24 protein-coding genes are annotated in these 23,271 nt (G+C 66.7%); 9 read left to right on the top strand and 15 right to left on the bottom strand.

The window, feature by feature from the left end; all coding sequences use genetic code 11:
• Positions 1 to 24: 24 nt before the first annotated feature.
• Positions 25 to 1,392, top strand: coding sequence for a geranylgeranyl reductase family protein (locus ACP97_RS16800; RefSeq protein WP_049998996.1), 1,368 nt, complete (start codon positions 25 to 27; stop codon positions 1,390 to 1,392).
• On the opposite strand, the gene ACP97_RS16795 is transcribed toward ACP97_RS16800, so the two are convergent.
• The 4 genes from ACP97_RS16795 to ACP97_RS16780 all read right to left on the bottom strand — a co-directional run bounded on the left by ACP97_RS16795 (position 1,389) and on the right by ACP97_RS16780 (position 7,309).
• A complete protein-coding gene (locus ACP97_RS16795) occupies positions 1,389 to 2,285 on the bottom strand; it encodes a hypothetical protein (RefSeq protein ID WP_049998995.1) in 897 nt (298 codons plus the stop codon). The genes ACP97_RS16800 and ACP97_RS16795 overlap by 4 nt on opposite strands.
• Entirely contained in the window at positions 2,282 to 3,460 is a 1,179-nt protein-coding gene (gene priS, locus ACP97_RS16790; RefSeq protein ID WP_049998994.1) for a DNA primase small subunit PriS, read from the bottom strand. Before priS ends, ACP97_RS16795 begins: the two co-directional genes overlap by 4 nt.
• Before the next feature lie 239 nt (positions 3,461 to 3,699).
• Positions 3,700 to 5,400, bottom strand: coding sequence for a glycosyltransferase family 39 protein (locus ACP97_RS16785; RefSeq protein ID WP_049998993.1), 1,701 nt, complete (start codon positions 5,398 to 5,400; stop codon positions 3,700 to 3,702).
• A 1-nt stretch (position 5,401) separates the two neighbouring features.
• The gene (locus tag ACP97_RS16780; RefSeq protein WP_049998992.1) at positions 5,402 to 7,309 is read right to left on the bottom strand and encodes a hypothetical protein; all 1,908 of its coding nucleotides are present in this window, start codon (positions 7,307 to 7,309) and stop codon (positions 5,402 to 5,404) included.
• Positions 7,310 to 7,487: 178 nt separating this feature from the next.
• Here ACP97_RS16780 and ACP97_RS16775 point away from each other — a divergent pair, with 178 nt between their 5' ends.
• Both ACP97_RS16775 and ACP97_RS16770 read left to right on the top strand, forming a co-directional pair.
• A complete protein-coding gene (locus ACP97_RS16775; RefSeq protein ID WP_049999251.1) occupies positions 7,488 to 8,657 on the top strand; it encodes an NAD-binding protein in 1,170 nt (389 codons plus the stop codon).
• 45 nt (positions 8,658 to 8,702) lie between these two features.
• Positions 8,703 to 9,152: a universal stress protein gene (locus tag ACP97_RS16770; RefSeq protein ID WP_049998991.1), complete on the top strand. Its 450-nt coding sequence runs from the start codon at positions 8,703 to 8,705 to the stop codon at positions 9,150 to 9,152.
• Here ACP97_RS16770 and ACP97_RS16765 read toward each other — a convergent pair whose 3' ends face one another.
• Together ACP97_RS16765 and ACP97_RS16760 are read right to left on the bottom strand one after the other, a co-directional pair.
• Positions 9,153 to 10,178, bottom strand: a complete 1,026-nt coding sequence (locus tag ACP97_RS16765; protein WP_049998990.1) for an LLM class flavin-dependent oxidoreductase — start codon at positions 10,176 to 10,178, stop codon at positions 9,153 to 9,155.
• Positions 10,179 to 10,270: 92 nt separating this feature from the next.
• Positions 10,271 to 10,993, bottom strand: coding sequence for an AIM24 family protein (locus ACP97_RS16760; RefSeq protein WP_049998989.1), 723 nt, complete (start codon positions 10,991 to 10,993; stop codon positions 10,271 to 10,273).
• A gap of 217 nt (positions 10,994 to 11,210) precedes the next feature.
• Between ACP97_RS16760 and ACP97_RS16755 the strand changes: the two genes are divergently transcribed.
• Positions 11,211 to 11,645 carry a DUF4870 domain-containing protein gene (locus tag ACP97_RS16755; RefSeq protein ID WP_049998988.1) on the top strand — a complete coding sequence of 145 codons (435 nt, stop codon included), beginning with the start codon at positions 11,211 to 11,213 and terminating at the stop codon, positions 11,643 to 11,645.
• A 101-nt stretch (positions 11,646 to 11,746) separates the two neighbouring features.
• Positions 11,747 to 12,202, top strand: a complete 456-nt coding sequence (locus tag ACP97_RS16750; RefSeq protein ID WP_049998987.1) for a hypothetical protein — start codon at positions 11,747 to 11,749, stop codon at positions 12,200 to 12,202.
• Between the two features lie 14 nt (positions 12,203 to 12,216).
• Here ACP97_RS16750 and ACP97_RS16745 read toward each other — a convergent pair whose 3' ends face one another.
• Entirely contained in the window at positions 12,217 to 13,341 is a 1,125-nt protein-coding gene (locus tag ACP97_RS16745; RefSeq protein ID WP_049998986.1) for a carbon-nitrogen hydrolase family protein, read from the bottom strand.
• A gap of 189 nt (positions 13,342 to 13,530) precedes the next feature.
• On the opposite strand from ACP97_RS16745, the gene ACP97_RS16740 reads away from it, so the two are divergent.
• Positions 13,531 to 14,868, top strand: coding sequence for a tryptophanase (locus ACP97_RS16740; RefSeq protein ID WP_049998985.1), 1,338 nt, complete (start codon positions 13,531 to 13,533; stop codon positions 14,866 to 14,868).
• An 18-nt stretch (positions 14,869 to 14,886) separates the two neighbouring features.
• Here the strand turns inward: ACP97_RS16740 and ACP97_RS16735 are convergent, their stop codons facing one another.
• The 4 genes from ACP97_RS16735 to ACP97_RS16720 form a co-directional block, all read right to left on the bottom strand.
• Positions 14,887 to 15,918 carry a sodium:calcium antiporter gene (locus ACP97_RS16735; RefSeq protein WP_049998984.1) on the bottom strand — a complete coding sequence of 344 codons (1,032 nt, stop codon included), beginning with the start codon at positions 15,916 to 15,918 and terminating at the stop codon, positions 14,887 to 14,889.
• Between the two features lie 404 nt (positions 15,919 to 16,322).
• Complete coding sequence (gene speB, locus ACP97_RS16730) at positions 16,323 to 17,132, bottom strand: agmatinase (RefSeq protein ID WP_049998983.1); 810 nt, start codon at positions 17,130 to 17,132, stop codon at positions 16,323 to 16,325.
• A complete protein-coding gene (locus tag ACP97_RS16725; protein WP_049998982.1) occupies positions 17,133 to 17,510 on the bottom strand; it encodes a translation initiation factor IF-5A in 378 nt (125 codons plus the stop codon). It lies immediately after the preceding gene.
• A gap of 63 nt (positions 17,511 to 17,573) precedes the next feature.
• Positions 17,574 to 18,644, bottom strand: a complete 1,071-nt coding sequence (locus tag ACP97_RS16720; RefSeq protein WP_049998981.1) for an aminotransferase class I/II-fold pyridoxal phosphate-dependent enzyme — start codon at positions 18,642 to 18,644, stop codon at positions 17,574 to 17,576.
• 86 nt (positions 18,645 to 18,730) lie between these two features.
• Between ACP97_RS16720 and ACP97_RS16715 the strand changes: the two genes are divergently transcribed.
• On the top strand, positions 18,731 to 19,456 hold the full coding sequence (locus tag ACP97_RS16715; protein WP_049998980.1) for a nucleoside phosphorylase: 726 nt from the start codon (positions 18,731 to 18,733) through the stop codon (positions 19,454 to 19,456).
• A gap of 9 nt (positions 19,457 to 19,465) precedes the next feature.
• Here ACP97_RS16715 and ACP97_RS16710 read toward each other — a convergent pair whose 3' ends face one another.
• The 3 genes from ACP97_RS16710 to dacZ all read right to left on the bottom strand — a co-directional run bounded on the left by ACP97_RS16710 (position 19,466) and on the right by dacZ (position 21,398).
• Positions 19,466 to 19,741, bottom strand: a complete 276-nt coding sequence (locus ACP97_RS16710) for a ubiquitin-like small modifier protein 1 (RefSeq protein ID WP_049998979.1) — start codon at positions 19,739 to 19,741, stop codon at positions 19,466 to 19,468.
• A 62-nt stretch (positions 19,742 to 19,803) separates the two neighbouring features.
• Positions 19,804 to 20,586: a mechanosensitive ion channel domain-containing protein gene (locus ACP97_RS16705; protein WP_049998978.1), complete on the bottom strand. Its 783-nt coding sequence runs from the start codon at positions 20,584 to 20,586 to the stop codon at positions 19,804 to 19,806.
• Complete coding sequence (dacZ, locus tag ACP97_RS16700; RefSeq protein WP_049998977.1) at positions 20,586 to 21,398, bottom strand: diadenylate cyclase DacZ; 813 nt, start codon at positions 21,396 to 21,398, stop codon at positions 20,586 to 20,588. Before dacZ ends, ACP97_RS16705 begins: the two co-directional genes overlap by 1 nt.
• A 144-nt stretch (positions 21,399 to 21,542) precedes the next feature.
• Between dacZ and ACP97_RS16695 the strand changes: the two genes are divergently transcribed.
• Positions 21,543 to 22,004 (top strand): FxLYD domain-containing protein, encoded by a 462-nt coding sequence (locus tag ACP97_RS16695; protein WP_237561226.1) that lies wholly within the window; start codon positions 21,543 to 21,545, stop codon positions 22,002 to 22,004.
• Between the two features lie 167 nt (positions 22,005 to 22,171).
• A complete protein-coding gene (locus tag ACP97_RS16690) occupies positions 22,172 to 22,741 on the top strand; it encodes a hypothetical protein (RefSeq protein WP_049998976.1) in 570 nt (189 codons plus the stop codon).
• On the opposite strand, the gene ACP97_RS16685 is transcribed toward ACP97_RS16690, so the two are convergent.
• The gene (locus ACP97_RS16685) at positions 22,742 to 23,251 is read right to left on the bottom strand and encodes a hypothetical protein (RefSeq protein WP_049998975.1); all 510 of its coding nucleotides are present in this window, start codon (positions 23,249 to 23,251) and stop codon (positions 22,742 to 22,744) included.
• Positions 23,252 to 23,271: the final 20 nt, after the last annotated feature.

Raw genomic sequence — 23,271 nt, 5'->3', positions numbered from 1 at the left:
CACGCGCCCCGCAATCGTCACCCAATGACGACACACGAACCCGACGTGACCATCGTCGGCGCGGGGACCGCCGGCTGCTACGCCGCTGCGACCCTCGGGCGGGCAGGCTACGACGTCACCATCGTCGAGCGCAAAACGGCGGACGAAGCGGGCCACATCGCCTGCGGCGACGCGCTCAAGGGAGCCGACGCCTTCCCCGAGGCGATCCCGAAATCGCACATCGAACCCTCGTTTACGAACACGGAAGTCGACCACGGGCGCTTCGAGATCCCACAGGAGGACGCGGTCCTCGACATTCCCGTCCCGGGCGAACTCGCGGTCATCGACCGACTGGAGTACGGCAAACTCGTCATCGAGGGGGCCGAGAACGCCGGCACGGAGTTCCACTACGATACCGTGGTGAACGACGTCGAGCAAACCGACGGGCGCGTGACCGGCATCGATGCCAAACGGCAGGGCGACCCCGTCGAGTACCGCAGTGAACTCGTCATCGACGCCGCCGGCGCGCTCTCGGTCCTGCAGGACAAAGCCGATCTCGCGGACGCGACGTTCGACACGAACGTGAACTACTCGCAGTTTTCGTCTGCGTACCGCGAGGTCGTCGAGGTCGACGAACCGGTCGAGTGGCAGGACGCGCTCGTGCTCAAGCCGACCCAGCGCGCGGCGGGCTATCTCTGGTACTTCCCGCGCACGCCCACCGAGATCAACGTCGGACTCGGCTTCCAGATGAGCGAGGAGCCGATGGAACTCGTCCAAGCGCTGCGACAGGACCTGCGCGAACGCCCGGAGTTCAAAAACGCCACCGTCAAAGACAAACTCGGTGCGGCGCTACCGACGCGCCGACCCTACGATTCGGGCGTCGCCCCGGGCTTCATGGCCATCGGCGACGCCGCCGCCCACGTCAATCCCACGACCGGCGGGGGCATCGCGGGCGCGGCCTACGCCGGAAAGTACGCCGGCGAGGCGGCCATCGACGCCATCGAGGACGGCGACGTGAGCGAGGCGGCGCTCTGGGAATACAACGAACGTGTCATGGAGCACTTCGGCGGGCGCTACGCGGCGCTCGACGTCTACAACATCTTCGTCACGGCGACCGGTCTCAACAATCTCACGGGATTGTTGGCTGCACTCCCGGCCGCGAAACTCTCGGACGCGCTCTATTCGGGCAGTGCGACCATCGGATTGCCGCTCAAACTGCGGACTGCAGTCAAGAGCTTCGGCCACTGGAAGACGGTCTTCGACCTCTACGAGACCAAACGCGAGGCCGACCGCCTGCTCGACCATTACGAGGAGTATCCCGACAATCCCGACGAGTTCGAGTCGTGGCAGTCCCAGCGCGACGGGCTGATGGACGTCATCTACGCGACGACCGGCGCGAGTGCGAAGTACTAATCGAGCCGTTCGGCCGCATCGCGTTCGAGCAGCGGCGTCGCATTGACCGCGGGCAACGTCACCACGTCCTCGCTCGCGAGCCGGTAGGTCCGCTCGTCCGCGCCGAACACCTCGCCGACGTCGCGCGTGATGCGAACGGTCGTCCGCTCGGTGTCCCTCTCCGGCGTTTCGCCGCCCGCATCGTCCCCACCGGCCGGTGCGCGCTCGGCCGAAGCCGCCGAATCGGCGGCCACCGGTTCGTCGGCCGATTCATCCGTTGAGTCCGTCGATTCAGCCGTGTCAGGCGTCTCGCCGCCCATCACGTCGGCCGCGCTGACGCCACCCTCGGCCTCGCGCGCGGGTTCGCGCCCACTCGTCCCGTCCGCGCCCTCGGGTTCGACCGATTCGGGCGTCTCCGGCGGTGACGTATCGGCCGCTCCGTGCGCGCTCTCGTCGGCCGTGTCGGCCGTCTCGGTGGCTGTCGCCGGTCCGTCGGTGGCGGCGGTTTCGTCGGTCGTGTGGCCGCTCCCGGCGAGCACGTCGTCGAGGACGTGCTCGCGGTTCGATTCGATGGCCGCGACGAGCGTGCCGAACAGATCGCGTTCTTCGCCCGTGAGACCGTCTTTGTCCGCGGGCATGCCGGCGGCGGCGAGACTGGCGAGTTTGACGAGTTTGCCGACGCGGCGCTCGTAGATGGCCTCGACGGTGTTCTCGGCGGTCTTGATGTCGTCTGTCAGTCGGCGGACCTCGGGCGCGTCGAAGGGGTCGTCGGCGGCCTCGGCCGCGCGCTCGCGTTCGGTCCTGAGTTCGGCAACGAAGGCCCCCACATCGGTATAGAAATCCTCGCGCAGTTGCTGGAGGCTGTCCTTCTGGCGCTCCTTGCTCCGCGTCGACTGGAGGTCTCCGAGGTTCATTCTTCGCCCTTCTCGGCGTTGCCGCGTGTCATGAGGAACACGCCGACGTACTCCGGGACGTGAGATGTCCCCGCCGGCACCGTAAAGCTATCGCCGGCGAGTTCCACAGTTGAATCCTCGTCGCAGTCGACAGTGATGTCTTGTCCACGGAAGGTTTCGGGAATCGTATCCGAAAGCGGGTCGAACCCCTCGATTTCCTCGCGCGCGAGCCGTTCGACACGGAGTCCGCTCCCACCGTGAAGACTGCCCGGCAGGCGGATCAGTCGATTGGTGTCCGTGGTGACGGGTTCGTCGATAGGTGCGTTGTCCGCCGCGACCACGTCGGGAATCAATCGCTGAGAGAGCGCGTAGAAAGCCGGATGAACGTCGATGTTCCCCGCCTCGATCTCGTCGTAGTTGGTGCGCGCGGCGCGCAGCGCGGCCGCGGCCTTCCCCTCACCGATGCCGTCGAACTCTTCGAGACGGGCGAGCGCAGCCTCTTCGTCCATGGCGAGCAGTTCGTCGACGAACGCCACGAGGTGGCGGTGGGCACGTCGACTCCAGCCGCCGGTCGTATCGAGCGTGCGCTTTCTGGCCGGACTGGCCCGTCCTGCTGTTCCGCCGACCGCTTCGTGGGAGACAAGCGCGTCGATGTCGAGACCGATTCCCCGGACGTAGTCGACGATCTCGCGGCGCGCATCGCTTTCGAGCGGCTGGACGCCCCTCTCCCGAACGTGGACGTGATAGCCACGCCCGCCGGAGAAGACGATCGTGAGGTCACGGAAGCCGAAGTCGTTTTCCAGAAAGTCGAGCAGGCGCAACAGTGCGGCCTTACACTTTTCGAGCATCTCTCCATAGGTATCCTCGCCGAGTTCCACACTTGGAAGGTGGTCGGCGTCGAGATCGAAGATCAGGTCCGAGCCGCGCCAGTCCTTTTCGGCCATCGACCCCGCGCCGGGATCGTCGTATCGCCCCGCTGAGAAGTAGACGTGGCGGGGGCGCTCGCGCGCGAGGAAATCCGAGAGGTCGCCCAGATCGAGCGTCGAGTTGTGGCGCACCATCGTGGTTCCCGGACCCGCAGTCCACGGGATGTGGCCCCACTCGCGCGCGTCGGCGTCGGGCGGGAGCGTCGGCTCCGTCCGGCGGTAGTGATCCCGAAAGCGCCCCCGGAGATACGCGCGCGTGCGCTCTTCCATCGGGCGACTCCTTCGAGAACACCACGCAAAACGTTGCCGTCTCGGTAGCGTGTCGCTTCATCGGTCGGACAGCACGGCGAGGTGATGACACTAACCGTCTGTGGTGAGTGGTGGCTCGGTAAAGGGCCTCGTCACACGGGGCTCGGCGGGGGTAACGGCTCGTCATCGCCACCACACGAATCCAGCGCGCCGGCGGGCAAAAGCGCTTTCACACCGCCGGGGTCGGCCGCGGTCCGCCCTCACTCGTAGCGGAGCCACACCAGCAGTCGTCCGTTCTCCCGCGTCCGCACCGAGACGTTTCGTGGGGCGGTCTCGAACGACTGCAACCGGCCGAACGCGACCCGGTTCTCGTGGCCCTGTAGCCGCAGCCACGATCGGACCGAGTGTGGCTGGAGCATGGTCACCTTGTGTGCCTGCCCGAGCCGTTTGGGATGGGCATCGAGTTTCGTCGGAATCCCGGCGACGGCGACGGGCGTGTCGGCATCGACCCCACTCACCGAATCGTTGATTTCGGCGAGTGCCGACCGGGAGACGTCGCTCGTCGCGCCCCAGCCCGTGTCGGTATGGACGAGCGGCGACGCCGCGAGCGAGGGGAGCAGGAGGACGACCACGGCGGCGACCACCAGCGCGTCGGTGTCGCGCCCCACCAAGCGCCACTCGTTGAGGGAGGGAAGCGCGCCGTCGAGATACGTCGCGGCCAGCGCGAGCAGCGGGATGGCGAAGAAGTACGCGTCCCGAAAGGCGAACTGCCGGGCGAGGAAGAACAGGGGAAGCGGCGAGAGCAGCCAGAGGACGAAAAACCCCGTCGAGCGGCGGGTGTCGAGTGCGCGTGTCGAGGCGAGTGCGCCCACCAGCGCGCTCGTGGCGGCGACGATGAAGACGATGCCGGCGGTGTACCAGCCGACGTGCTCGACGCTTTCGACCGACGAGAGTGGCGAAGCACTCGGGAACCGAACGGCGACGACGAGCGCGCCGAACCCGGCGACCGCGAGGACGATCGGAAGGGCGTGACGCGGAGTGAGGTCGTCGGGCGAGCGCTCGCGGGCGAACGACAGGAGGAGCGCGAACGGGGCGGCGGCCACGACGATGACGACGAGCGGTACCGAGAAATCCCGAATGGCGGCGAGGACGTCGGCCTGATAGACGAGCGAGAGGGCGTACTCGACCGGGAAGAGCAGTGTCTGAGCCAGCGGCGGGTCGTGCGTGTAGCCGCCGACGCCGCCGAGCACCGCAAAGCGAACTAGTACATAGGCTCCCGCGACGGCCGCGAGCGGGGACACCGCGACGATGGCCCGGCGATACGTCGAGACACGGCGGAGTGAGGGGCCGTCGAGCAGCACCCAGAGGAAGGCGAGTGGGCCGACGACGGCGGCGGGTTCCTTCGAGAGCAGCGCGAGCGCGTAGGCCACGGCCGCCCCCGCGCGCAGTCGTCTGCTGTCTCGGCGGACGCTCTCGACGAACAGCCAGAGCGCCAGCAGGCCGAAGAGCGCCAGCAGGACGTCCTGCCGTCTGGAGATCGCCGGCACGACGTCGGTACCGAGGGGATGGATGGCGAAGAGAGCACCAGTGAGTGCCCCGATGCGCAGCGAGTCGGTCAGCGAGCGGATGGTGAGTACGACGAGCGCGGCGACCAGTCCGTGCAGCAGCAGGTTCGTGAGGTGATAGCCGAGCGGGTCGGGTCCCCAGAGCGCGTACTCGCCGGCGTAGACGAGGTTGACGACCGGGCGATAGAATCGGCCTGCTTCGACGTAGGAGGTGCCGTACAGCAGCGGTTTCGTCAGGATGACTCGCAGGTCGGCGAGCGAGGCGATCCGACTCGTCTCGACGAGTGCGATCGAATCGTAGGAGGTGAACCAGTAACCGAGCGATTCGACGTGTGCCAGCACGCCGAGTGCGAACGCCAGCGCCGCCGCGAGCACGAGTTTGTGCGACCTCTCCATATCAGTTCACCACCGCCGCGCGCGACGGTACGTTCGTCACACCTGGCCGCGCGCTCGCCGTTCTCGACAGTCGTGTGTCGTTCACGGCCCGCTCGACCCAGACGGCGGTCAACCGCTCGCGCTCCTCGGTTCGGAAAGCGAGTTCGGGGATTTCGGAGACGGTCGCCGACCGGACGAACCGAACCTGTGGGTCCCTCATTCCGTCGAGTTCAAGCCACGCCTCGACCGAGTAGGGGCGCAGCGGCGTCACCGACTGGGCGTGCGGGGTTGGTTGGTGACTGTTGTCGAAGCCCTGCGGGAAGTTCACGACGTATATCGGTTTGTCGCCCGACACGCCGTCGAGCGCGTCGTCCAGTCCCGACAGCGAGCGCTCGTTGAGATCGCCCGCCGACCGCCAGCCGTCGCCGGCGTACAGGAGTGGCGATGCGCCGAGCACCGGAAACAGGAGGAGGCCGATGGCGGCGATGCAGGCCATGTCGCCGGCGTTCGGGGCCGAGTTGCGTTCGTCCGTAAGCGCGTCTCGGAGGGCCGCGAGCACGCGCCGTAGCGAGGGCACCACCACCAGCGCGAGCGCGGCCATCGCGGGCGCGGCCGCGAGGTAGCCGTTGCGCATCCCGAAGCCGAAGGTCAGCGGCTTGCTCGTGACGAATCCGCGCGTCACGAGCAGCGAGAGCGGCACGAGCACCCAGCAGGCGAAAAACGCCAACTGTCGACGTCTGTTCCCACCGATCGGGACGCCCCCCGCGAACAGCGCGGTGGCGAGACCGGCGAGACAGGCCCCGACGAACAGCACGCCGACGAGATAGCCGCCGAGAGGGTTCTCGATTGCGGGCAGCGCAACCGCCCCGAGCGACTCGCCGGCGAGCACGAGCGGTATCGCCGCGAACCCGACGACGCTCGCAACCGGCGAGAGCGCCCGCAGCCGGCGGAACCGTCCCCGATGAAAGTAGCCCTGCCGCAGCAGCGCCATCACCACGAGCGCACCGACGAGCAACACGCCGGCGACGCCGACGACGAGCGACGGTGTGCCCGCGGCACGCAGTGACGGCAGCCCCAGGATGGCGTTCTGCGGATAGACGAGCCAGAGGAGGTACTTCACGCCGAAGAGCGATCTATCGAGAAGGGTCGCGCTCGTGGGTACGCGATAGCCCCCGAGACCGTCGAGGACGGCGACACGAACCGCGAGATACGTGAGTGTGACGGCGGCGAACGGACCGACAGTCCCGAACAGCGTTCGGAAGAGCTGTCGCGGTCGGTCGCTCTCACGATGGAGGAGGACCCACACCGTAGCCATCACAGGAACGACGACGGCCGTCTCCTTCGCGCCGAGAGCGAGCGCGTAGGCGACCAGCGCACCCCCGAGCGGGCGATGGCTCGCCCAGCGCCAGGGGAACCGCTCGGCCGGCGCGGTCGCGCGATACCAGCGGACGAACAGGACGAGCGAGAGCAGGACGAAAATAGTGAGGAGTGTGTCCTGTCGCCGTGCGGTCACGGGGACGACCTCGGCGGTGACTGGATGGATAGCGAACAGAGCGCCAGCGAGCACGCCGACCGCTCGCCGGCGCGTGATTTGTACTGTGCAGACGGCGACGAGCGCCGCCGCGGCGGTGTGCAACAGGAGGTTCGTGAGGTGGTAGCCGGCGGGATTCAGTCCCCAGAGCGCGTAATCGATGGCGTAGGTGAGCGTCGAAACCGGGCGGTAGAACAGCGCAGTAGTGGTGAAATCCGAACCGGCCATCAGCGGCTGGGTGAACAGCGCGACGAACCCGGCCGGGTCAGTGACGCGGCTCGTCGCGACGAGCGGGAGCGTGTCGCTGGCGACGAACCAGTACTCGAGCGTCTCGGCGTGGGCGACGAGCGCCAGCAAGACGACCGGCAGGAGCCACCGGCCCCCCGACCACGAGCGCATTCGTCGAAGCGACTCGGTCGGTGCGCATAAATGAGTCGAAGTCACTCACACGATGACAACGGCTCTCGAAGGGCCGTCCCGAACGACGATTCAACAGTGCTCCGACCGTTATCGACGAGCGCGGGCGAGCCGATCGACCAGCATTCTTATCCCCACGATGGGCGATTGGCCGACGCGCATGCGATTGAGGCGAGTGCTCGACGCGCTCGAGACGGTGGGAAAGCGGCGGCTGGGCGCGCGCCGACTGCACGTGTTGCTTGGCCGACGAGTGGCCGTCACGCTGACCACCGCGGTGGCGCTGCTGTCGATCCTCACCGGCGTCGCCGTGCTCGGCTCGCCGAAAACGTTCGGCCCGCTGACCGGTCTCATCGCCAGCGGCGTCCGGCGGACGGCCGGATTTACGGCCGTCCTCACGGGATTTCTCCTCCTCATCAGCTCGCTCGAACTGCGCACCGGGCGGCGAGCGGCGTGGTACGCGGCCGTCCTCTTGCTCTCGGTGACGGTCTTCGAGGCGATCGTCCAGTCGAGCGTCGTCTCGTTTCCGGTCGCCGCCCTCTCGGTGGCGACGCTCTCGGTGCTGGTGCTCACCCGTAACCGCTTCGAGCGGGAACTCGACCTCTCGGCGACGCAGGTCGCGGCGTTCATCGCCGTCAGCGGCGCGCTGCTCTACGGCACCGTCGGGGCCTACACCCTTCGGGAAGCCTTCCGCGGCGTCGAGACGCTCACCGACGCCTTCTACTACACGATCATCACCGCCAGCACCGTCGGCTACGGCGACGCGACGCCCATCACCGAACAGGCGCGGCTGTTCACCGTCTCGGTCATCGTCGTCGGGACGGCGAGTTTCGGGCTCGCGATCGGTGCATTGGTGGCCCCGGCCATCGAGGACCGTCTCACGCGCGCGCTCGGAACCATGACCGACTCACAACTCGCCGAACGCGACGACCACGTGCTCGTGCTCGGCTACGGCGGCCTGACCGAATCAGTCCTCGACGAACTCGACGTGGACGACCTGGTGCTCGTCGTCTCCGAGGCAAACGAACCGAAACTGCCGCCGGCCGCCGAGCGCGACATGCCGGTCTTCGTCGCCGACCCGACCGACGGCGCGGCGCTCGCCCGCGCCGGCATCGACCGCGCCCGGGCGGCCATCGTCGCCAGCGACAGCGACGCGACCGACGCGCTGGCCGTGCTCACCGTGCGCGAACACCGCCCGGACATCCGCATCGTCGCCGCCGCCACCGAGGCCGAGAACGCCCCGAAACTCGAACGCGCCGGCGCGAACGCCGTCGTCAGCCCCGCCGCCATCGGCGGCCGACGGCTCGTCGAATCGGCGCTCGCCGGCGAGTGAGCGCGAAACGATAATCGCTATACGCGGGGCGACGGTAGCGATCACATGACCGAGCACGTCCTCGTTCCCATCGACGGCTCGCCGCGTTCGGAGCACGCACTGGAGTACGCACTCGGCATGAGCGACGTCGAGTGCACCCTCGTGACCGTCATCAACCCCTTCGACATCGACCCGAACACGGTCGGCTTGCAGTCTCCAACTGGTATTCCCGGCATGCCCGGCTACTCCGAGGAGTGGTACGAGGCCGCGCGGACGGACGCCGAGGAACTGCACACGACGGCGAGCGAGCAGGCTGCCGAGGAGGGTGTCGCAGTGTCGAGCGAGATCGCGGTCGGTGACCCCGCACGGCGCATCCTCCGCTACGTCGAGGAGGGCGATATCGACCACGTGGTCATCGGCAGCCACAACCGCTCGGACCTCACGCGCATCCTGCTCGGCAGCGTCGCCGAGCGGGTGGTGCGGCGTTCGCCGGTTCCCGTGACGGTCGTCCGCTAGTTAGAGGTCGAACGCGTCGGCGAGCAGTTCGTGCGAGCGAAGCACGTCGTCGGGGTCGGCGAGTTGGCTCTGGACCATGACCCGCTCGACGCCGGCCTGTGCGGTCATCTCCTCCAGCAGGTCGCGAGCGGTTGCGGGACTGCCCGAAATCTGGCGCGGCCACTCGCCGGGTTCGAGCGGCCGCTCGGTCGGCTCCGGCACGCCGCCGAGTTCCTCGATCGCCTCCTCGGTCGAACGGATCGGCGGCGCGTCGGCGAGACCGCGCTCCAGTCGCTGGCGTGAGGCTTCGGTCGTCGCGCGCAGTCGTGCGGCCTTCTCGTCGGTTTCCGCGCAGGTGACGTTCACCGCGAGCATCCCTTCCGGACTGTCGGGGCCGGCACCGAACGACGACGGCTGGAAGCGCTCGCGGTAGGTCTCGAACGCTTCAACCGCTGGTCCGGGCCTGATGAACGACGCGAAACAGTAAGGCAGTCCCAGTTCGCCGGCGATGGCCGCACTCGACGGACTCGACCCGAGCACCCACACCTCGGGGACCGACTCTGCCGAGCGGGCGATGTCCAACTGGCTGAACTGGTGGTCGTCGGGGAAGCCGTCGTGGAGGTGGGCGGCGGTCTCGTTGATCTTCTCGGCGTGGTCGTCGCTGCGGCGGCGCTGGCTGCGGTCGGCTTGGAGGGCGTAGTCGCCAACCGGGTTGCCGGTCGCCCGGCCGAGTCCGAGATCGATGCGATCGGGCGCGAGCGCGTCGAGTACCCCGAAGGTTTCGGCCACCTTGTACGGGCTGTAGTGATTGAGCAACACTGTGCCGGAGCCGACACGAATGCTCGACGTGTTGGCCGCGAGATGCGCGATGAGCACCTCGGGCGTGGTGCTCGCCAGCCGGTCGGTGAAGTCGTGATGTTCGGCCACCCAGAAGCGCGAGTAGCCGAGTTCCTCGGCGTGCTGGGCGCGCTCGACCGTATTCTCGAACGCCTCGGTCGCCGACCCGTCCTCGGGTACTGGTGCCAGATCGACTATCGATAGCTCCACACGACGACTGCGTGCGGCGGACGAATAAGCGGTGTCAATCGGTCCGTTAGCTGCGATAAGGGAGGGGGAGGCTCCGCGGCGTCAGCGGGTGTTCAGAGGAAGTCGCTCACGCTGACGCCCTGACCGGCACTACTGCTCTCGCCGCCCGCATCGCCCCCGTCGGGGTTGATCTCCTCGTAGGGCTGGACGATGACGAACCCGTCCTGGCCGGCGAATTCGAGCTGGAAGCTCTCGCCGGACGACCGCCCGATGAAGCTCTTGATGTTCAGGTCGCGCTTCGCGCTCGGCGAGACGTTCGCGCTCCAGGCGACGGTCGCGTTCGGGTCGGTCCGGACCGGCGTCGGGAGCACCAGCGGCTCGCCGTGGGTGGTGATGGCGATGTGGCCCGGCCCCTTCAGATAGACGTTGAACAGGCCGCCCGAGGCGGACCCGGCGATGGAGCTCATCATCTTGATGTCCCAGTTCACCGATTCCTCCAAGGCGAGGACGTCGTTACCGTTCACACTCACCTCGTCGTCGGCGTCGAGTTCGAGGATCTGCACCTCCTTGCCGGCGTCGGCGAGATAGAGGTGGCCGTTGCCGGAGGCACGCATCATTACGGTCCCCTCGCCGGTCACGCGCTTTTTGAGCATCCCCTTCAGCCCGCCGGAGGACTTGCGCTCGAAGGAGATGTCGCCAGTGTAGCCGATCATCGAGCCGGCTTTGGCCATGATACTCCCGTCGAGGGAGATGTCGAGCATCTTCGAGCTTTCGCGTTCGAACGCTTCCGTGTTCTCTTCGGGTCCGTGCGACCGGACGAATTCGTCGAAATCCATTGTGTACTCCGAGCCACCGAGTGACTCGACCCCAGAGAGGCCGGCGGGGAGAATATAGCCACCGTGTGCAATCGTCCCATATCGTGAAACCGTCCCACACCATGCGACGAACCCACGCGATGGCTATAACCTGCGTTCGTGCCTCTCTCAGGACGTTGGCGGGGCCGCCGCCGGCGTTCGTGCGGACGAACGGAAACGAAACCACAGGAGACCACAGATGGCAAGCAGCACACAAGACATCGGTATCGAACAGGAATCACCGGCCGCCGAGAGCAGCTCCGGACTCGACAGCACCACCGCGGGGGCGCTGTCGTATCTGTTCGGGTTCGTCTCGGGGCTGCTGTTCTATCTCATCGAGCGCGACGACCGGTTCGTCCGCTGGCACGCCGCCCAGAGCATGGCCTTCACCGGCCTGCTCGCCGTCGCCTACATCGCGCTGACGTTCCTCGGAACGGTCGTCTCGATGGCGACGTTCAGCGGGAGCTCCGGAATGTTCCTCGCGGGCAGCCTCTTCGGGCTGATCCTCGGACTGGTCTGGCTCGTCGTCGCCGTCGGCAGTTTCGCCGCGTGGGTGTACATGATGGTCAAAGCCTACCAGGGCGACGCCGTCAGGATGCCCATCGCCGCGAAGATCGCCGACCGGCTGGCGTAACTCCCTCCCGATCCCCGCAGCGCACCACGAACAGCCAGCCGCGGCGCGAACGCCCATCGACGGCGGCGAGCGCGTCGACGAGCACACCCCGACAGCGAACGATGACACACGCCACAGCCGAGCCGACATTGGAAGCCTACGAGGACGAGGAGCACGGTTATCGCCTCGCCTACCCCGCTCACTGGTCGGTCGACGCCGACGCCGACGGCGCAACGTTCGAGGCCCCCGACAGCGACGTCGGCGCGGCCGTGTTCGTCGAACGGGGTGGCCAAACCACCGCGGCCGCCGTGGCGGCCTTCCGCGACGAACTCGATGCCGACGCGTACGTCACCGAACTCGACGTGCTCGGTGACGGGACCGTACGGGTGGCGAGCGACGAGTCGGGACGGCTGCTCGAATGTACCTACCTCGACGACGCCGGCGAGCGCTGGCGGCTGTGCTACCTGTTCGTGACCACGACCGACGCCGGCTACACGCTCGGTATCGACTGGCACGACGCCATCGCCTTCGCGCCGACCGCGGCCGCGATGGTCGAGTCGTTCGGCGTGGCGACGTAGATCCAGTCCTGTCTTCATTCCTCCCGCTGCCCTCGAACGGCATCGGCGACCGCCTCGACGGTCTCGACCGGGACGTCGTGCTCGTCGGCAATCGCGCCGAGTTCCGCTGCCGACGGCGCGCGAACCGTCCGCTCCGTGTCCGTGGTGCTCTGTCGGTCGTGGTCGTGGGTACGAGCCGGCTCGTATCGTCCGTCGTGTAGCTCCAGATGCACCGCATCCCAGCGGGTGTAGTGGCCCATCGCGTCGAAGTAGGCCTTCGTGGCCCGGCGCTCGTCGCGCTCGAACTCCGCCGTGAGTAACGTCTCCTCGCCGATTGCCGGGCCGGCCTTGACGACGCCCGCCGGGTTGACGAGCATGCTGCCGCCGGCGGCGACGTTGAAGCCGAGTTCGTCCGCGCCGAACGACTCGATGACGTCGTCGCTCATGTAGGCCGAACAGGAGGCGACGAACGATTGGGTCTCGAAGGCGTACTCGCGCACCGCGGGATAGATGTCACAGGTCTCGGTCGCACTCGCGTCCGCGGCGCGAGTTTTATCGCCCGGATGGCCGTTTTGTTCCCAGAAACCGGGCCAGACCGCGGCATGGATCTCCTCGCCCCTCGCCGTCAGCGCGGCCTTCGAGAGCGTCATGTGGTTCTCGTAGCAGATCAGCCCGCCGAGCCGGCCGATGTCCGACCCGTAGGTCCGCAGGCTCTCCGGGTCGCCCCGGCCCCAGACGGCGCGCTCCTCGTGGGTCGGCATGAGCTTGCGGTGGCGGCCAACGAGGTCGCCCGAACGGTCGAAGTAAAACAGCGAGTTGTAGAGGGTCTCGCTGCCCGCGCGGTCGCTCATCTCGTTGGTGCCGAGCACCACGTGGACGTCCGCGTCGGCGATCGCGTCCCCGAGCACGTCGATCGCGTCGTCGGCGACGTGAAGGCTGTTCTTCTGGAGGTCGACCATCAGTTCGGTCCAGCGCGGGATCGAAACGCTGCCGCGCCAGTACGGATAGCCCGGAAAGTACGTCTCCGGGAAGACGACGAGGTCCGCGCCCTTCTTCCCTGCCCGCCGTATCCAGCGACACGTCTTGTCGAGCGTCGCCTCCTTGTCGTGATAGACCGGTTCCGCCTGTGCCGCCGCGAGCGTGAACGATTCGGCCGACATGCGGAGCGATAGCGGCCGGCCGTATAAACCGCTTCGCCACGTGGGAACGAATAACAATCATATCCCACGCCGATCACGTGGCAGCGAACCCACACCGATGTTCGGAGATGGACGCCGCCGACCGAAATGGGTCATTCGTCCGCTCGTGTGGGCAGCTAGCGTTTTCACGCGCTCGGCCGATGCGGAGCCATGCGAGCGTACAAGGCGAAGTCGGTCAAGCGCATCGAACTCCCCGACCGGGCGGCGCGCGAGCGCCACCTCCGCGAGGCGGGTCACAACGTGTTCAACCTCGACGCGAGCGCGGTGTTCATCGACCTGCTGACCGACAGCGGAACCGGCGCGATGAGCGACGAACAGTGGGCGGCGCTCCACTGCGGCGACGAGTCCTACGCCGGCAGCGAGAGTTTCCGGAATCTCGAAGCCACAGTCGAGGAGGTGATGGGTTTTTCCCGCATCGTCCCTGCCCATCAGGGCCGCGGCGCGGAGAACGTCCTCTACGGCGCGCTCGTCGCCGAGGGCGAGTACGTCCCGAACAACACCCACTTCGACACGACGCGGGCGCACGTCGTCAACGCCGGCGGCGAACCGGTCGATTGCCCGGTCGAGAGCGGTCCCGACGACCCATTCCAAGGGAATCTCGACGTCGATGCGGTCCGTGACCTCGCCGAAGAAGTCGGCGCGGAGCGGATTCCGGCCGTCGTCGTCACGATCACGAACAACTCCTTGGCCGGTCAGCCCGTCAGCATCGAGAACCTCCGGGCGGCGCGCACGGTTGCAGACGACCTCGATGCACGGCTCGTGATCGACGCCTGCCGCTTCGCCGAGAACGCCTATTTCGTCGCCCAGCGCGAGGCGGAGTTCGAGGGCGAGAGCGTCGCCGCCGTCGCCCGCGAACAGCTCTCGATGGCCGACGCCGTCGTGATGAGCGGGAAGAAGGACGGCCTCGTCAACGTCGGTGGGTTCGTCGGCATCCGGGAGGGTGACGACGAACTCTACGAGCAGGCTCGCCAGCGCGCCATCCTGTTCGAGGGTTTCACCACCTACGGTGGGATGGCTGGCCGCGACCTCGAAGCGATGGCGGTCGGGTTGGGCGAGGCGGTCGAGGAGCACTACATCGAATCGCGCGTCGAACAGGTCGCCGAACTCGGCGCGCTCCTTCAGGAGGTCGGCGTCCCGATTCGCACGCCGACCGGCGGCCACGCGGTCTACGTCGACGCCGGCGAGTTCCTGCCGTCGATTCCCCGCGAGGAGTTCCCGGGCCAGGCGCTCGTCTGTGCGCTCTACCGCGAGGGCGGCGTGCGCGCCGTCGAACTCGGCGAACTCGCCTTTCCGGGGACCGAACGCCCCCAACTCGTCCGGCTCTGTCTTCCCCGACGAACGTACTTCCGCGACCACCTCGAACACGTCGCCGAGACGTTTGCGGCGGTCGCCGACCGGCGTGAAGCGCTGTCGGGCTACGAGATCGTCGACGAACCCACGATGGCCGAACTCCGCCATTTCAGCGCCGAGCTCCGGCCGCTCGCTTGATTCGGCCAGCGATCACGTTCACGAACCGCGGAGCAGGTGTGTCACGCCGGCGGTCTCGGCGACGACCCACGCGACGAACAACCCGTAGCCGGCAAGCAACACGTACGATTCGAGCGTAGTGAGCGAGAGTCCGGTCCGGAGGACGGTGAAGAGGAGGACTGTCGCCAGCGTGAGCACGCCCAGCATCGGCACGGCGACGGCGAAATCGATGGGCACGCTGCCGACGATGAGGACGCCGACCGGAATCGCCACCAGCAGGTCGAACGTGTTCGAGCCGAGTACGTTGCCGAGGCTCGTGGTCGAGTTGCCCGCACGGGCCGCGCGCACGCTCACGAGCAGGTCGGGCAGGCTCGTCGCCGCCGCGATGACGGTGACGCCGGCGAGAAATTCGGGCACGCCGAAGGTCGCCCCGAGCGCCTCGACGCTGCCGACGAGCTGCTCGACGGTCACGAGGATGACGGCCAGCCCGGCGGCGAGTTTGCCCCACGCGCGCCCGATGTCGGCCTCCCTCTCGATGGTGGCGTCGTGGTCGCTCACGTCCTGCCACTGGATGAACAGGTAGAGCCCGTAGAGGAGGAGTGGAATCGCCGCGAGCGGGCGCGTGATGCGGCCGACGAGCGTCTCTCCTGCAATCGGAGCGTAGATGACCGCGAGCGAGAACGTGACGACGAGCGTGGCGACCGCGAGCATGTAGAACTGAGCCTCCTTGTAGACGATTTCGCGATTCGCGTCGAGGTCGGTATCGACAGCGATGCCCGACAGCGCGGGGATCATCAGCACGTTGAACACCGCCGAGCCGACGATGGCCCCGACGCCCATGTCGAAGACGCCGGCGAGCGCCGTGAACACCACACTCGAGAGTTCGGGAAAACTCGACCCGACCGCGACGACGACCGAGCCTTGGACCACCGCGGGCAGACCGTAGTGGGCGGCCAGCCGTTCGGCCGACTCCTCCAGCCAGCCGCTGCCGAGCCAGATGAAGCCGGTCGCCGCGACGATCACGAGACCATGGACGACCGGTGTGTCCGGAAGGATGCCGCCGAGTACCATCGGCGGCCCTTCAGCCATCGGACGAATGAAGCCGTCGATAGCCCGCCGGGGAAAATCAGTTCGAGCGCTCAGTCGGTCGTCTCCGTGGCATGGCTGGAGAAAACTCCCGAAAGATTTTGCCGGCGAGCGCAGCGGCCCGACTGTCGTCGCGGTCGTTGACCCCCACGACGTCGAAGCGCTCGGCAAAGACGGGAATTCGTACGCTACATTTCGTCGCCACGGTTAAGGACGTGTGACCAGAAATCTCGTTGTGCCATCGCGGCACACGAGGTGACACCAATGGGCAAACTCAAAAAGGTCAGAAAGGCGTGGCGAAAGCTGCCGCACAAGGCACAGCGACGCATCAAGCGCAAGGCGAAACGAACGCTCAAACGCGACTCGAAGAAATAACGCGCTCGCGCGATTCAGTCGGCGGCTCGCACGGCGTGGCTGTAGACGAACTCTCGGAGCAGTTTTCCCGCGAGCGCGGCGGCCTGGCCGTCGTCGCGGTCGTTGACCTCCACGACGTCAAACCCCGTCGAGCGGGGAGCGACCGCCTGGACAACGCGGCGTATCTCGCGGGGGGTCAGCCCGAACGGCTCCATCGTCCCTGTACCCGGGGCGAATCCGGGGTCAGCGGCGTCGATGTCGACGCTCAGATACACATCACCGTCGAATTCGGGGTTCCAATCCGGTACGTCCGCGGGCGGCACCACCGTGACGTCGTCGCGGTCGGCACGCTCCCACTCCTCCTTGCTGCCAGTGCGTGCGCCGAGGATTATCGCCTCGTCGACGACGTCGAGGGTGCGCCGGGTGACGGTCGCGTGGCTCAGTTCGTTTCCTGCATATTCCTCGCGGAGGTCGAGGTGGGCATCGAGACAGACGAAGACATCGGGGTCGGTTGCACGCACACCCGCGGCGCTGACGGTGTGTTCGCCGCCGACGAGCAGCGGCACGCTTTCCTCGTCGAGAATATCCGAAACCATCCCCGAAAGAAATTCGAGGTACTCGGCGGCGTCCTCCCAGCCGTCGAGGTCGCCGGCGTCGTGAACGCCGATATCGGTGAATTCCTTGCCCGTGCGGCGGTCGTAGTCGTCGAAGGTGTGGGCGTGGTGGCGCACCTCGCGGGGCCCGAAGCGCGTGCCGGGCTGAAAGCTCGTCGAGACGTCGAGCGGCGCACCGAGAAGAACGTAGTCGGCCGTTTCACGCGCCTCGTTCGCGCCGGGAAAGCCCATTCAAACGATCTTTCGCTGCTCGTCCATCTCCAGATACTCGATCTCGTCGTCGGGCGACAGCCCCTCGCCGTCGGGCGTCTTGATGGTGAACGTCTGGTAGGTGTCGAGGTCCATCACCTGTGCGACGTCCTCGCTCTCGACGCTGACGACTTGGCCCTGTTTGCGCTGGATGATGGGTACCCAGACCTTGGCGTCGACGGGTTGGGTGAAGTTGCGCTTGTTGTCGTCGAAGACGCCCTTGCCCTCGACGCGGGCCTTCGCGCTGCCGTGTTTTCCCGGTTTCGCCGTGCTGTAGGCGGTGATCTTGCACGGTGCGTCGTCGATCATCACGTAACTCCCCTCGTCGAGGTCGCGGACTTGATTCTGCTGTCTGGCCATATGCGCGATTGCTGACGGGGCTGTATAAACGGTTTGGAAATCGCGGGACCTATCGGACACTCGTCAGTCTGCGTGTGCGTCGATGACGCGCCCGACCCGCTCCAGTCCCTCTACCAACTCGTCGGTCGGCAAACCGAAGCCCAGCCGGAAGCGGTCGTCGAAGCCGAACAGGTCGCCGGGCGCGAGCACCACCGACTCCTCCTCGACGACCGTGCGACAGAACTCCTTCGAGCCATCGAAGCTCTCGGGAATCGTCGGAAAGGCGTTCACGCCGACTGGTTCGTGCCAATCGAGTCCGTGTTCTTCGAGGAACTCGCCAACGCGCTCGCGGTGGTCGCGCGCGAGCGCCCGGTTCTCGTCGAGAATCGTCTCCTCGTCGGCGAGGGCTTGTCTGGCGACGTGTTGGCCGAAGATCGACGGCGAGATCGTCGTATAGTCCTTCCAGCGGCGGGCAGCGTCGACGATTTCGGGCGGGCCAGCGAGCCAGCCGAAGCGCAGGCCCGCCAGCCCGTGGGCTTTCGTCAGACTCGTCGTGCTGATTCCTCGTGATCCCATGCTCGCCACCGGCGGGATGGGGTCGTCGGCGAGCAGGCGATACACCTCGTCACAGAGCAGGTAGGCGTCGTTGTCGGCCGCGAGATCGTAGAGCGCCGCAACGCTCTCCGCGGAGTGGTAGTTCCCGGTGGGGTTGTTCGGGTTGTTCAACACGATCAGTTCCGTTTCGGGTCGGATGGCATCGGCGACGGCATCCACGTCGAGAGCCCAATCAGGAGAATCGAGTTCGACCGTCGAGACGTCCGCGATCGACCGGGGCAGCGCGTGCAGCGACTGGTAGGTCGGTGTGACGACGACCGCGTGGCTCTCGTCGCCGAGGGTTGCGAGCATCGCCAGTAGGTTCGCCTCCTGGGTACCACAGGTGAACACCACCTCCTCGGCCGAGCGGTCGTAGCGTTCGGCCACCCCCTCTCGAAAGTCGGGGTCGCCGTCGGTCGGGATCACGTAGCCCAGTTTTCCGGGGTCGGTGTCGAAGCGCGAGGCGGGCAGGCTCCGGATGCCGCTCTCGGCGAGCATGATGTCGGCGTCGTGTTCGTACTTTCCGAACCAGCGTTCGAGTTCGAACGGTTCGATTCGCATGGCTTGGCTACAACAGCAGACATGATAACGATACGGTCAGGAGAACGGATGGACCGACTTTTCATGCCGGCCGTCGACCGCCTGATATGGCCAAACAGCCACACTTGCTCGTCGAACCGGGCGACCTGAACGACGTTGCCCTGCTGCCGGGCGACCCCGGTCGCGTCGACCGCATCGCGGGCCACTGCGAGAACCCCACGACGGTGGCCGAAAACCGCGAATACAAGATCGTCAACGCGACTTACGAGGGTACTCCCGTGACCATCTGCTCGACGGGCATCGGCTGTCCGTCGGCCGCCATCGCCGTCGAGGAACTCTCGAACGTGGGCGTCGAGAGTCTCATCCGCGTCGGAACCACGGGCGCGCTCCAGCAGGACATCGAGGTCGGCGACGTGGTCGTGGCCACGGGAGCCGCCAAAGACGAGGGGACCACCGGAAGATACGAGCGCGACACCCTTCCTGCGGTGCCCGACTACGACGTGCTCTCGGGACTCGTCGAGGCGGCCGAATCCCGCGAGGAACCCGTTCATGTTGGTGCGATCGCCTCGGACGACGCCTTCTACGCCGAAACCGACGAGTACATCGAGGCGTGGGAGCGGGCGGGCGTGCTCGCCGTCGAAATGGAGGCCGCGGCCATCTTCACGCTTGCTCGCCGGAAGGGTCTCCGTGCGGGCGCGCTCTGTACGGTGGACGGCAACCTCGTCGCCGGGACACAGAAGGGCGAAACCGACGGCGAGGAACTCCCCGCAAAGGCAAAGGACAACGTCGAGCGCGCCATCGCCATCGCGCTCGATGCAACCACCGACCTCTGAATCGGCCGCTCAACCACCGCTCACGGGTGGAAACGCAGCGAGTTCGTCGTCCGCGTCGAGTTCCGTATCGAACCCGTCGCCGACGGTGAAGGGGTCCTCGCCGTTTCTCAGGAGGTTGATGTGCTCGCGCACGTCCCCATCCCGAACGATCTCGTCTTCGAGGGCGGGGTGGCGCTCGAACAGCGCCGCAAGCGCGTCGTCGAGGGTCGCGTTCGGTTCGACGTCGATGTCGACCTCGCGCTCGCCGGCCGTCTCGGCGAGCGTGGCAAACAGTTTCCAGTGCATACTCGACGTACGGGCGGCACCCCCAAAGGCGGTTCGCCCAACAGACACGAGGACTAGCGGAGCTATCGGATGCGCACGATGCCCGACCGGAAGACGCGGTCGTTCGGGACGATGAACTCCTCGCCGTCGTCCTCGACGTGGGTGACGAGGACGTCGACCTCCTGGACGATGCCCGCACGCCCGTCGATACGGACCTCGTCGCCGATGGCGATGGGTTCGGCGAGCAGGAGATAGAACCCGGCGGCGCTCGCCGAGAGGAGATCCCGGCAGGCGAGCCCACCGAGGAAGACGACGGCGAATGCGTAGGCCGCGAGCAGAATGAGGAGGGCGACGTTCGCCACGCCGAGCTGGCCGAGCGCGAGCAACACCGCGACGTAGATGATGCTGTATTTCACCAGTAGCGCGAGCAGCCCGATCTCGGGGAGTTTGACGCTTCGCAGGCGCTCGGAGACGAGCAGTTCGGCCTTGTCGGCGACGACCAGACCGAAGACGACGACCAGCGCGGCGACGAACAGTTGCGGAAGGAAGTTGATGAACTGACGGAGATACAGCCGCGCGTCGAGCACGGCGGCGACGGTGAGCGCGAGCACGACGAACACCAACACGACGAACAGCCCGAACAGCCCCGCGAGCACCGACACCGTCGAACTGCCGAGTCGTCCGGCCGCGCGCTCGAACGTGGTGCCCTCGACGGCCTCGCCGACGCCGGCGGCCGTGAGCGTCCGTTTGCCCACCCGCACGACGAGATAGCCCACCAGCACGCCGACGATCAGCACGACGAGGACCAACACGAGGTCGAGTCGACCGCTCAGAAGACCGCGAACGAGCGTACCGAGGTCGGCCATCAGTATTCCTCCGGATCGAGTTCGAGGATCAGCTCGCCGCCCTTGAACGCCCGCACCAGCCTGTCGCTCTCGCTCAGTACGACCGCCGTCGCGTTCGTATCTCGGGTCACTGACGCCGCGGCCATGTGGCGGGTGCCGAGACCCTTGGGGATGTCGACGCCCTCGGCGTTCGGTTCGAGATACCGGTAGGCCGAGACGATCTTGCCCGAGTCACTGATGACGAAGGCTCCGTCGAGTCTGGAGAACTCCTTCAGCATCACGTTCACGATGGGGTCGCCGACGTGGACGTGTGATTTCTCGAAGGGATTGTAGGAGAGCGGTCGGGACTTGTTCATCACCTTGCCGGCGTCACCGACGACGAACAGCGCGCCGACCGGTTTGCCCTTCTGGCCCTTCTGGCCGAGTTCGACCGCCACGTCGACGACGGCGCTGATGACCTCCGGGTCGGCCCTGGAGGCCGTAAAGAGGTCGTACACGCCGGAGTGATTGAGTTCACCCACCCGCACCCGACAGACGCCGTCGATGACGTCGTCGAACAGTTTCAGCGCACAGACCACTTCGTCACCCTCGGCGACGAACCCCTCCTCGGCCGCGCCCTCGACGCCGAAGCGAATGCGCTCTTTGGCGTCGACGAACTCGAGCGGGAGTTCGACGAACCGCTCCGCGCCGATACCGTTCGTCGGCGCACAGACGACCACCGAGACGTCCTTGATGTCTTTGCAGCGCTCGTAGTAGGCCGCGCTCGGCGAGAACAACACCACCGTCTCGATCCCTTCGACGAGTTCGCCGACAAGCCCGCGTACGTTCGCCATTCGTACTCGATAGCGCTCTCCCGGACCGCAAAAAGGTTGTGACACCGGCGTTCGTCTCGCCTATCACTAGTCCGAGCAGCCGCCGTGCCTGCCAATTTTCACCATCGTCCACAGGCTTTTGAGCGCCGCGTGTGAGTTCGGGGCATGCAACGACGCCGAGTGCTCGCCGGCGTGGGCAGCGGCTGCGTGGGACTTTTGGCCGGCTGTCTCGGCGCTGGCGAGGGAAAATATGCACGCCGCATCGCGGTCAACGGAACCCCGAACGGCTCGGGCGGGATCGATACCGCCGGCGACCCGCCGACGAGTCAGGGACTCCGCCTGCTCGACCACGAGTTCTACCGAAGCGGGTCGGGCGGCGTCCGTGGTCGCGCCGCGAACCGCGGCGATGTGGACCTCGACTTCATCGCGGCGTACGCCCGGTTTTTCGACCGCTCTGGCACCGACATCGGTCACGCCTCCGACAGCGAGAGCAACTTCGAGGTGGGCCAGACCTGGAAGTTCGACGCACAGGCGCTCGAAACAGCCCCCTCGAAGGTCGCACAGTATCAGCTCGTCCTCATCGACCAGCGCTCCTCGGAGGTCGACCCGTTCGCCGGCACGACCTGAATCGGAGTAGGATAGGGAGTAGCAAAAGTATCCATATATTCTCCGTGTCGGTTAATTCTGCGCCCTCGTTTCCAAAAGGACAATTCCGAGAAATTTTACTAATCCCTATATAAGGGGCCGCGATGACCCCGCCGAAGGCTTTTGGCTCGATGACTGGGTCATCGAGTATGGCTGCCCGTTCGCGCCTCGCCGCGCTCGGCTCGCGGCTCTCGCCGAGCATCGACATGACCGCGGTCGAGGGCGTCGTCATCGGCGGACTGTTCGGCGCGCTGCAGGCCGGTCTCGTCATGAGTCTCTATCGAACGGAGATGGTCTACGAGATCGGCGGTATCGTCGGTCTCTACTCGCTCAACGGCGGCTGGTACGTCCTGTTGGCGCTCGGGATCCTCTTCGGGATCCCGTTCGTCGCGTTCGTCTCCGGCTCCATCAACTCCTTTGCGAACACGGTCATCATGCTCTCGTCGCGGAGTTCGGCGCTCCAGAAACTGCTCGTGCCGCTGCTCAAGCGCTCGGCGCTCGGCGTCACCTGTGCCGGGGTGGGCCAACTGTACGGAGTGGGCGTCGGCGTGCTCTTCCAACTCGTCGCCCTGCCGGTCTGGCTGCGGTTCGTGATGGGGCTGTCGGTACCCGTCCCCTACCTGACGGTCGGTGGCGTCGTCGGCGTCGTGGCGTGGGCGCTCTACGGCGGGGCGATGGGACTGGTCTACGGGCTGATTCTCGAAAACTCCACAGGATGATCAGGCGAGGCGATTGCGTACCCAGCGGAGTGCGCTGCCGACCACACCGCCGATAGCGCCGTCGAAGCCCACGAGCGCCGGAAGAATCACAACGGTAGCAACGAGCACGAGCAGCGGTTGGCGCGAGAACACCGCCGAGATCGGGGGTGTGAACTGCCCGATTATCGTCGGCGTCTCGATGAAGACGAACCCCAAGAGGAGTGCCTGCCCCACGCCCAGACCGGCGAGGACGACCCCACCGATGACCGCCGCGACGACGCCGTGGACGGTCCCGCGCACCAACCCGCCGGCGGCGTAGGCCGCGATGAACCCGCCGACGACACCACCGGTGATAAATCCGAAAAACGGGATGATGGGGACGACCAGCGAGAGTAAGCCTACCAGAAACGTGGCGGCGATACCGGCGTAGAGCGCCTTCTCGTCGATGGTGCCCGCGAGCGCCTCGATGCGTTCCTCGACGGTGACTCTGGCCGTTTCGACGCGCCCGCTCATCCGTGTCCGGATGCTCATAATCCTCCCTACGACTCCCG

Source organism: Halococcus sediminicola (assembly GCF_000755245.1).
GTDB lineage: Archaea > Halobacteriota > Halobacteria > Halobacteriales > Halococcaceae > Halococcus > Halococcus sediminicola.
Note: the sequence above shows the minus strand (reverse complement) of the source record. Positions and strands in the feature narration are given on the sequence as shown.

Coding starts and splice junctions, on each gene's coding strand:
- ACP97_RS16800 (WP_049998996.1), top strand. CDS start 25: ATGACGACACACGAACCCGACGTGACCATCGTCGGCGCGGGGACCGCC.
- ACP97_RS16795 (WP_049998995.1), bottom strand. CDS start 2,285: ATGAACCTCGGAGACCTCCAGTCGACGCGGAGCAAGGAGCGCCAGAAG.
- priS (WP_049998994.1), bottom strand. CDS start 3,460: ATGGAAGAGCGCACGCGCGCGTATCTCCGGGGGCGCTTTCGGGATCAC.
- ACP97_RS16785 (WP_049998993.1), bottom strand. CDS start 5,400: ATGGAGAGGTCGCACAAACTCGTGCTCGCGGCGGCGCTGGCGTTCGCA.
- ACP97_RS16780 (WP_049998992.1), bottom strand. CDS start 7,309: ATGCGCTCGTGGTCGGGGGGCCGGTGGCTCCTGCCGGTCGTCTTGCTG.
- ACP97_RS16775 (WP_049999251.1), top strand. CDS start 7,488: ATGCGATTGAGGCGAGTGCTCGACGCGCTCGAGACGGTGGGAAAGCGG.
- ACP97_RS16770 (WP_049998991.1), top strand. CDS start 8,703: ATGACCGAGCACGTCCTCGTTCCCATCGACGGCTCGCCGCGTTCGGAG.
- ACP97_RS16760 (WP_049998989.1), bottom strand. CDS start 10,993: ATGGATTTCGACGAATTCGTCCGGTCGCACGGACCCGAAGAGAACACG.
- ACP97_RS16755 (WP_049998988.1), top strand. CDS start 11,211: ATGGCAAGCAGCACACAAGACATCGGTATCGAACAGGAATCACCGGCC.
- ACP97_RS16750 (WP_049998987.1), top strand. CDS start 11,747: ATGACACACGCCACAGCCGAGCCGACATTGGAAGCCTACGAGGACGAG.
- ACP97_RS16745 (WP_049998986.1), bottom strand. CDS start 13,341: ATGTCGGCCGAATCGTTCACGCTCGCGGCGGCACAGGCGGAACCGGTC.
- ACP97_RS16740 (WP_049998985.1), top strand. CDS start 13,531: ATGCGAGCGTACAAGGCGAAGTCGGTCAAGCGCATCGAACTCCCCGAC.
- ACP97_RS16735 (WP_049998984.1), bottom strand. CDS start 15,918: ATGGTACTCGGCGGCATCCTTCCGGACACACCGGTCGTCCATGGTCTC.
- speB (WP_049998983.1), bottom strand. CDS start 17,132: ATGGGCTTTCCCGGCGCGAACGAGGCGCGTGAAACGGCCGACTACGTT.
- ACP97_RS16725 (WP_049998982.1), bottom strand. CDS start 17,510: ATGGCCAGACAGCAGAATCAAGTCCGCGACCTCGACGAGGGGAGTTAC.
- ACP97_RS16720 (WP_049998981.1), bottom strand. CDS start 18,644: ATGCGAATCGAACCGTTCGAACTCGAACGCTGGTTCGGAAAGTACGAA.
- ACP97_RS16715 (WP_049998980.1), top strand. CDS start 18,731: ATGGCCAAACAGCCACACTTGCTCGTCGAACCGGGCGACCTGAACGAC.
- ACP97_RS16710 (WP_049998979.1), bottom strand. CDS start 19,741: ATGCACTGGAAACTGTTTGCCACGCTCGCCGAGACGGCCGGCGAGCGC.
- ACP97_RS16705 (WP_049998978.1), bottom strand. CDS start 20,586: ATGGCCGACCTCGGTACGCTCGTTCGCGGTCTTCTGAGCGGTCGACTC.
- dacZ (WP_049998977.1), bottom strand. CDS start 21,398: ATGGCGAACGTACGCGGGCTTGTCGGCGAACTCGTCGAAGGGATCGAG.
- ACP97_RS16695 (WP_237561226.1), top strand. CDS start 21,543: ATGCAACGACGCCGAGTGCTCGCCGGCGTGGGCAGCGGCTGCGTGGGA.
- ACP97_RS16690 (WP_049998976.1), top strand. CDS start 22,172: ATGGCTGCCCGTTCGCGCCTCGCCGCGCTCGGCTCGCGGCTCTCGCCG.
- ACP97_RS16685 (WP_049998975.1), bottom strand. CDS start 23,251: ATGAGCATCCGGACACGGATGAGCGGGCGCGTCGAAACGGCCAGAGTC.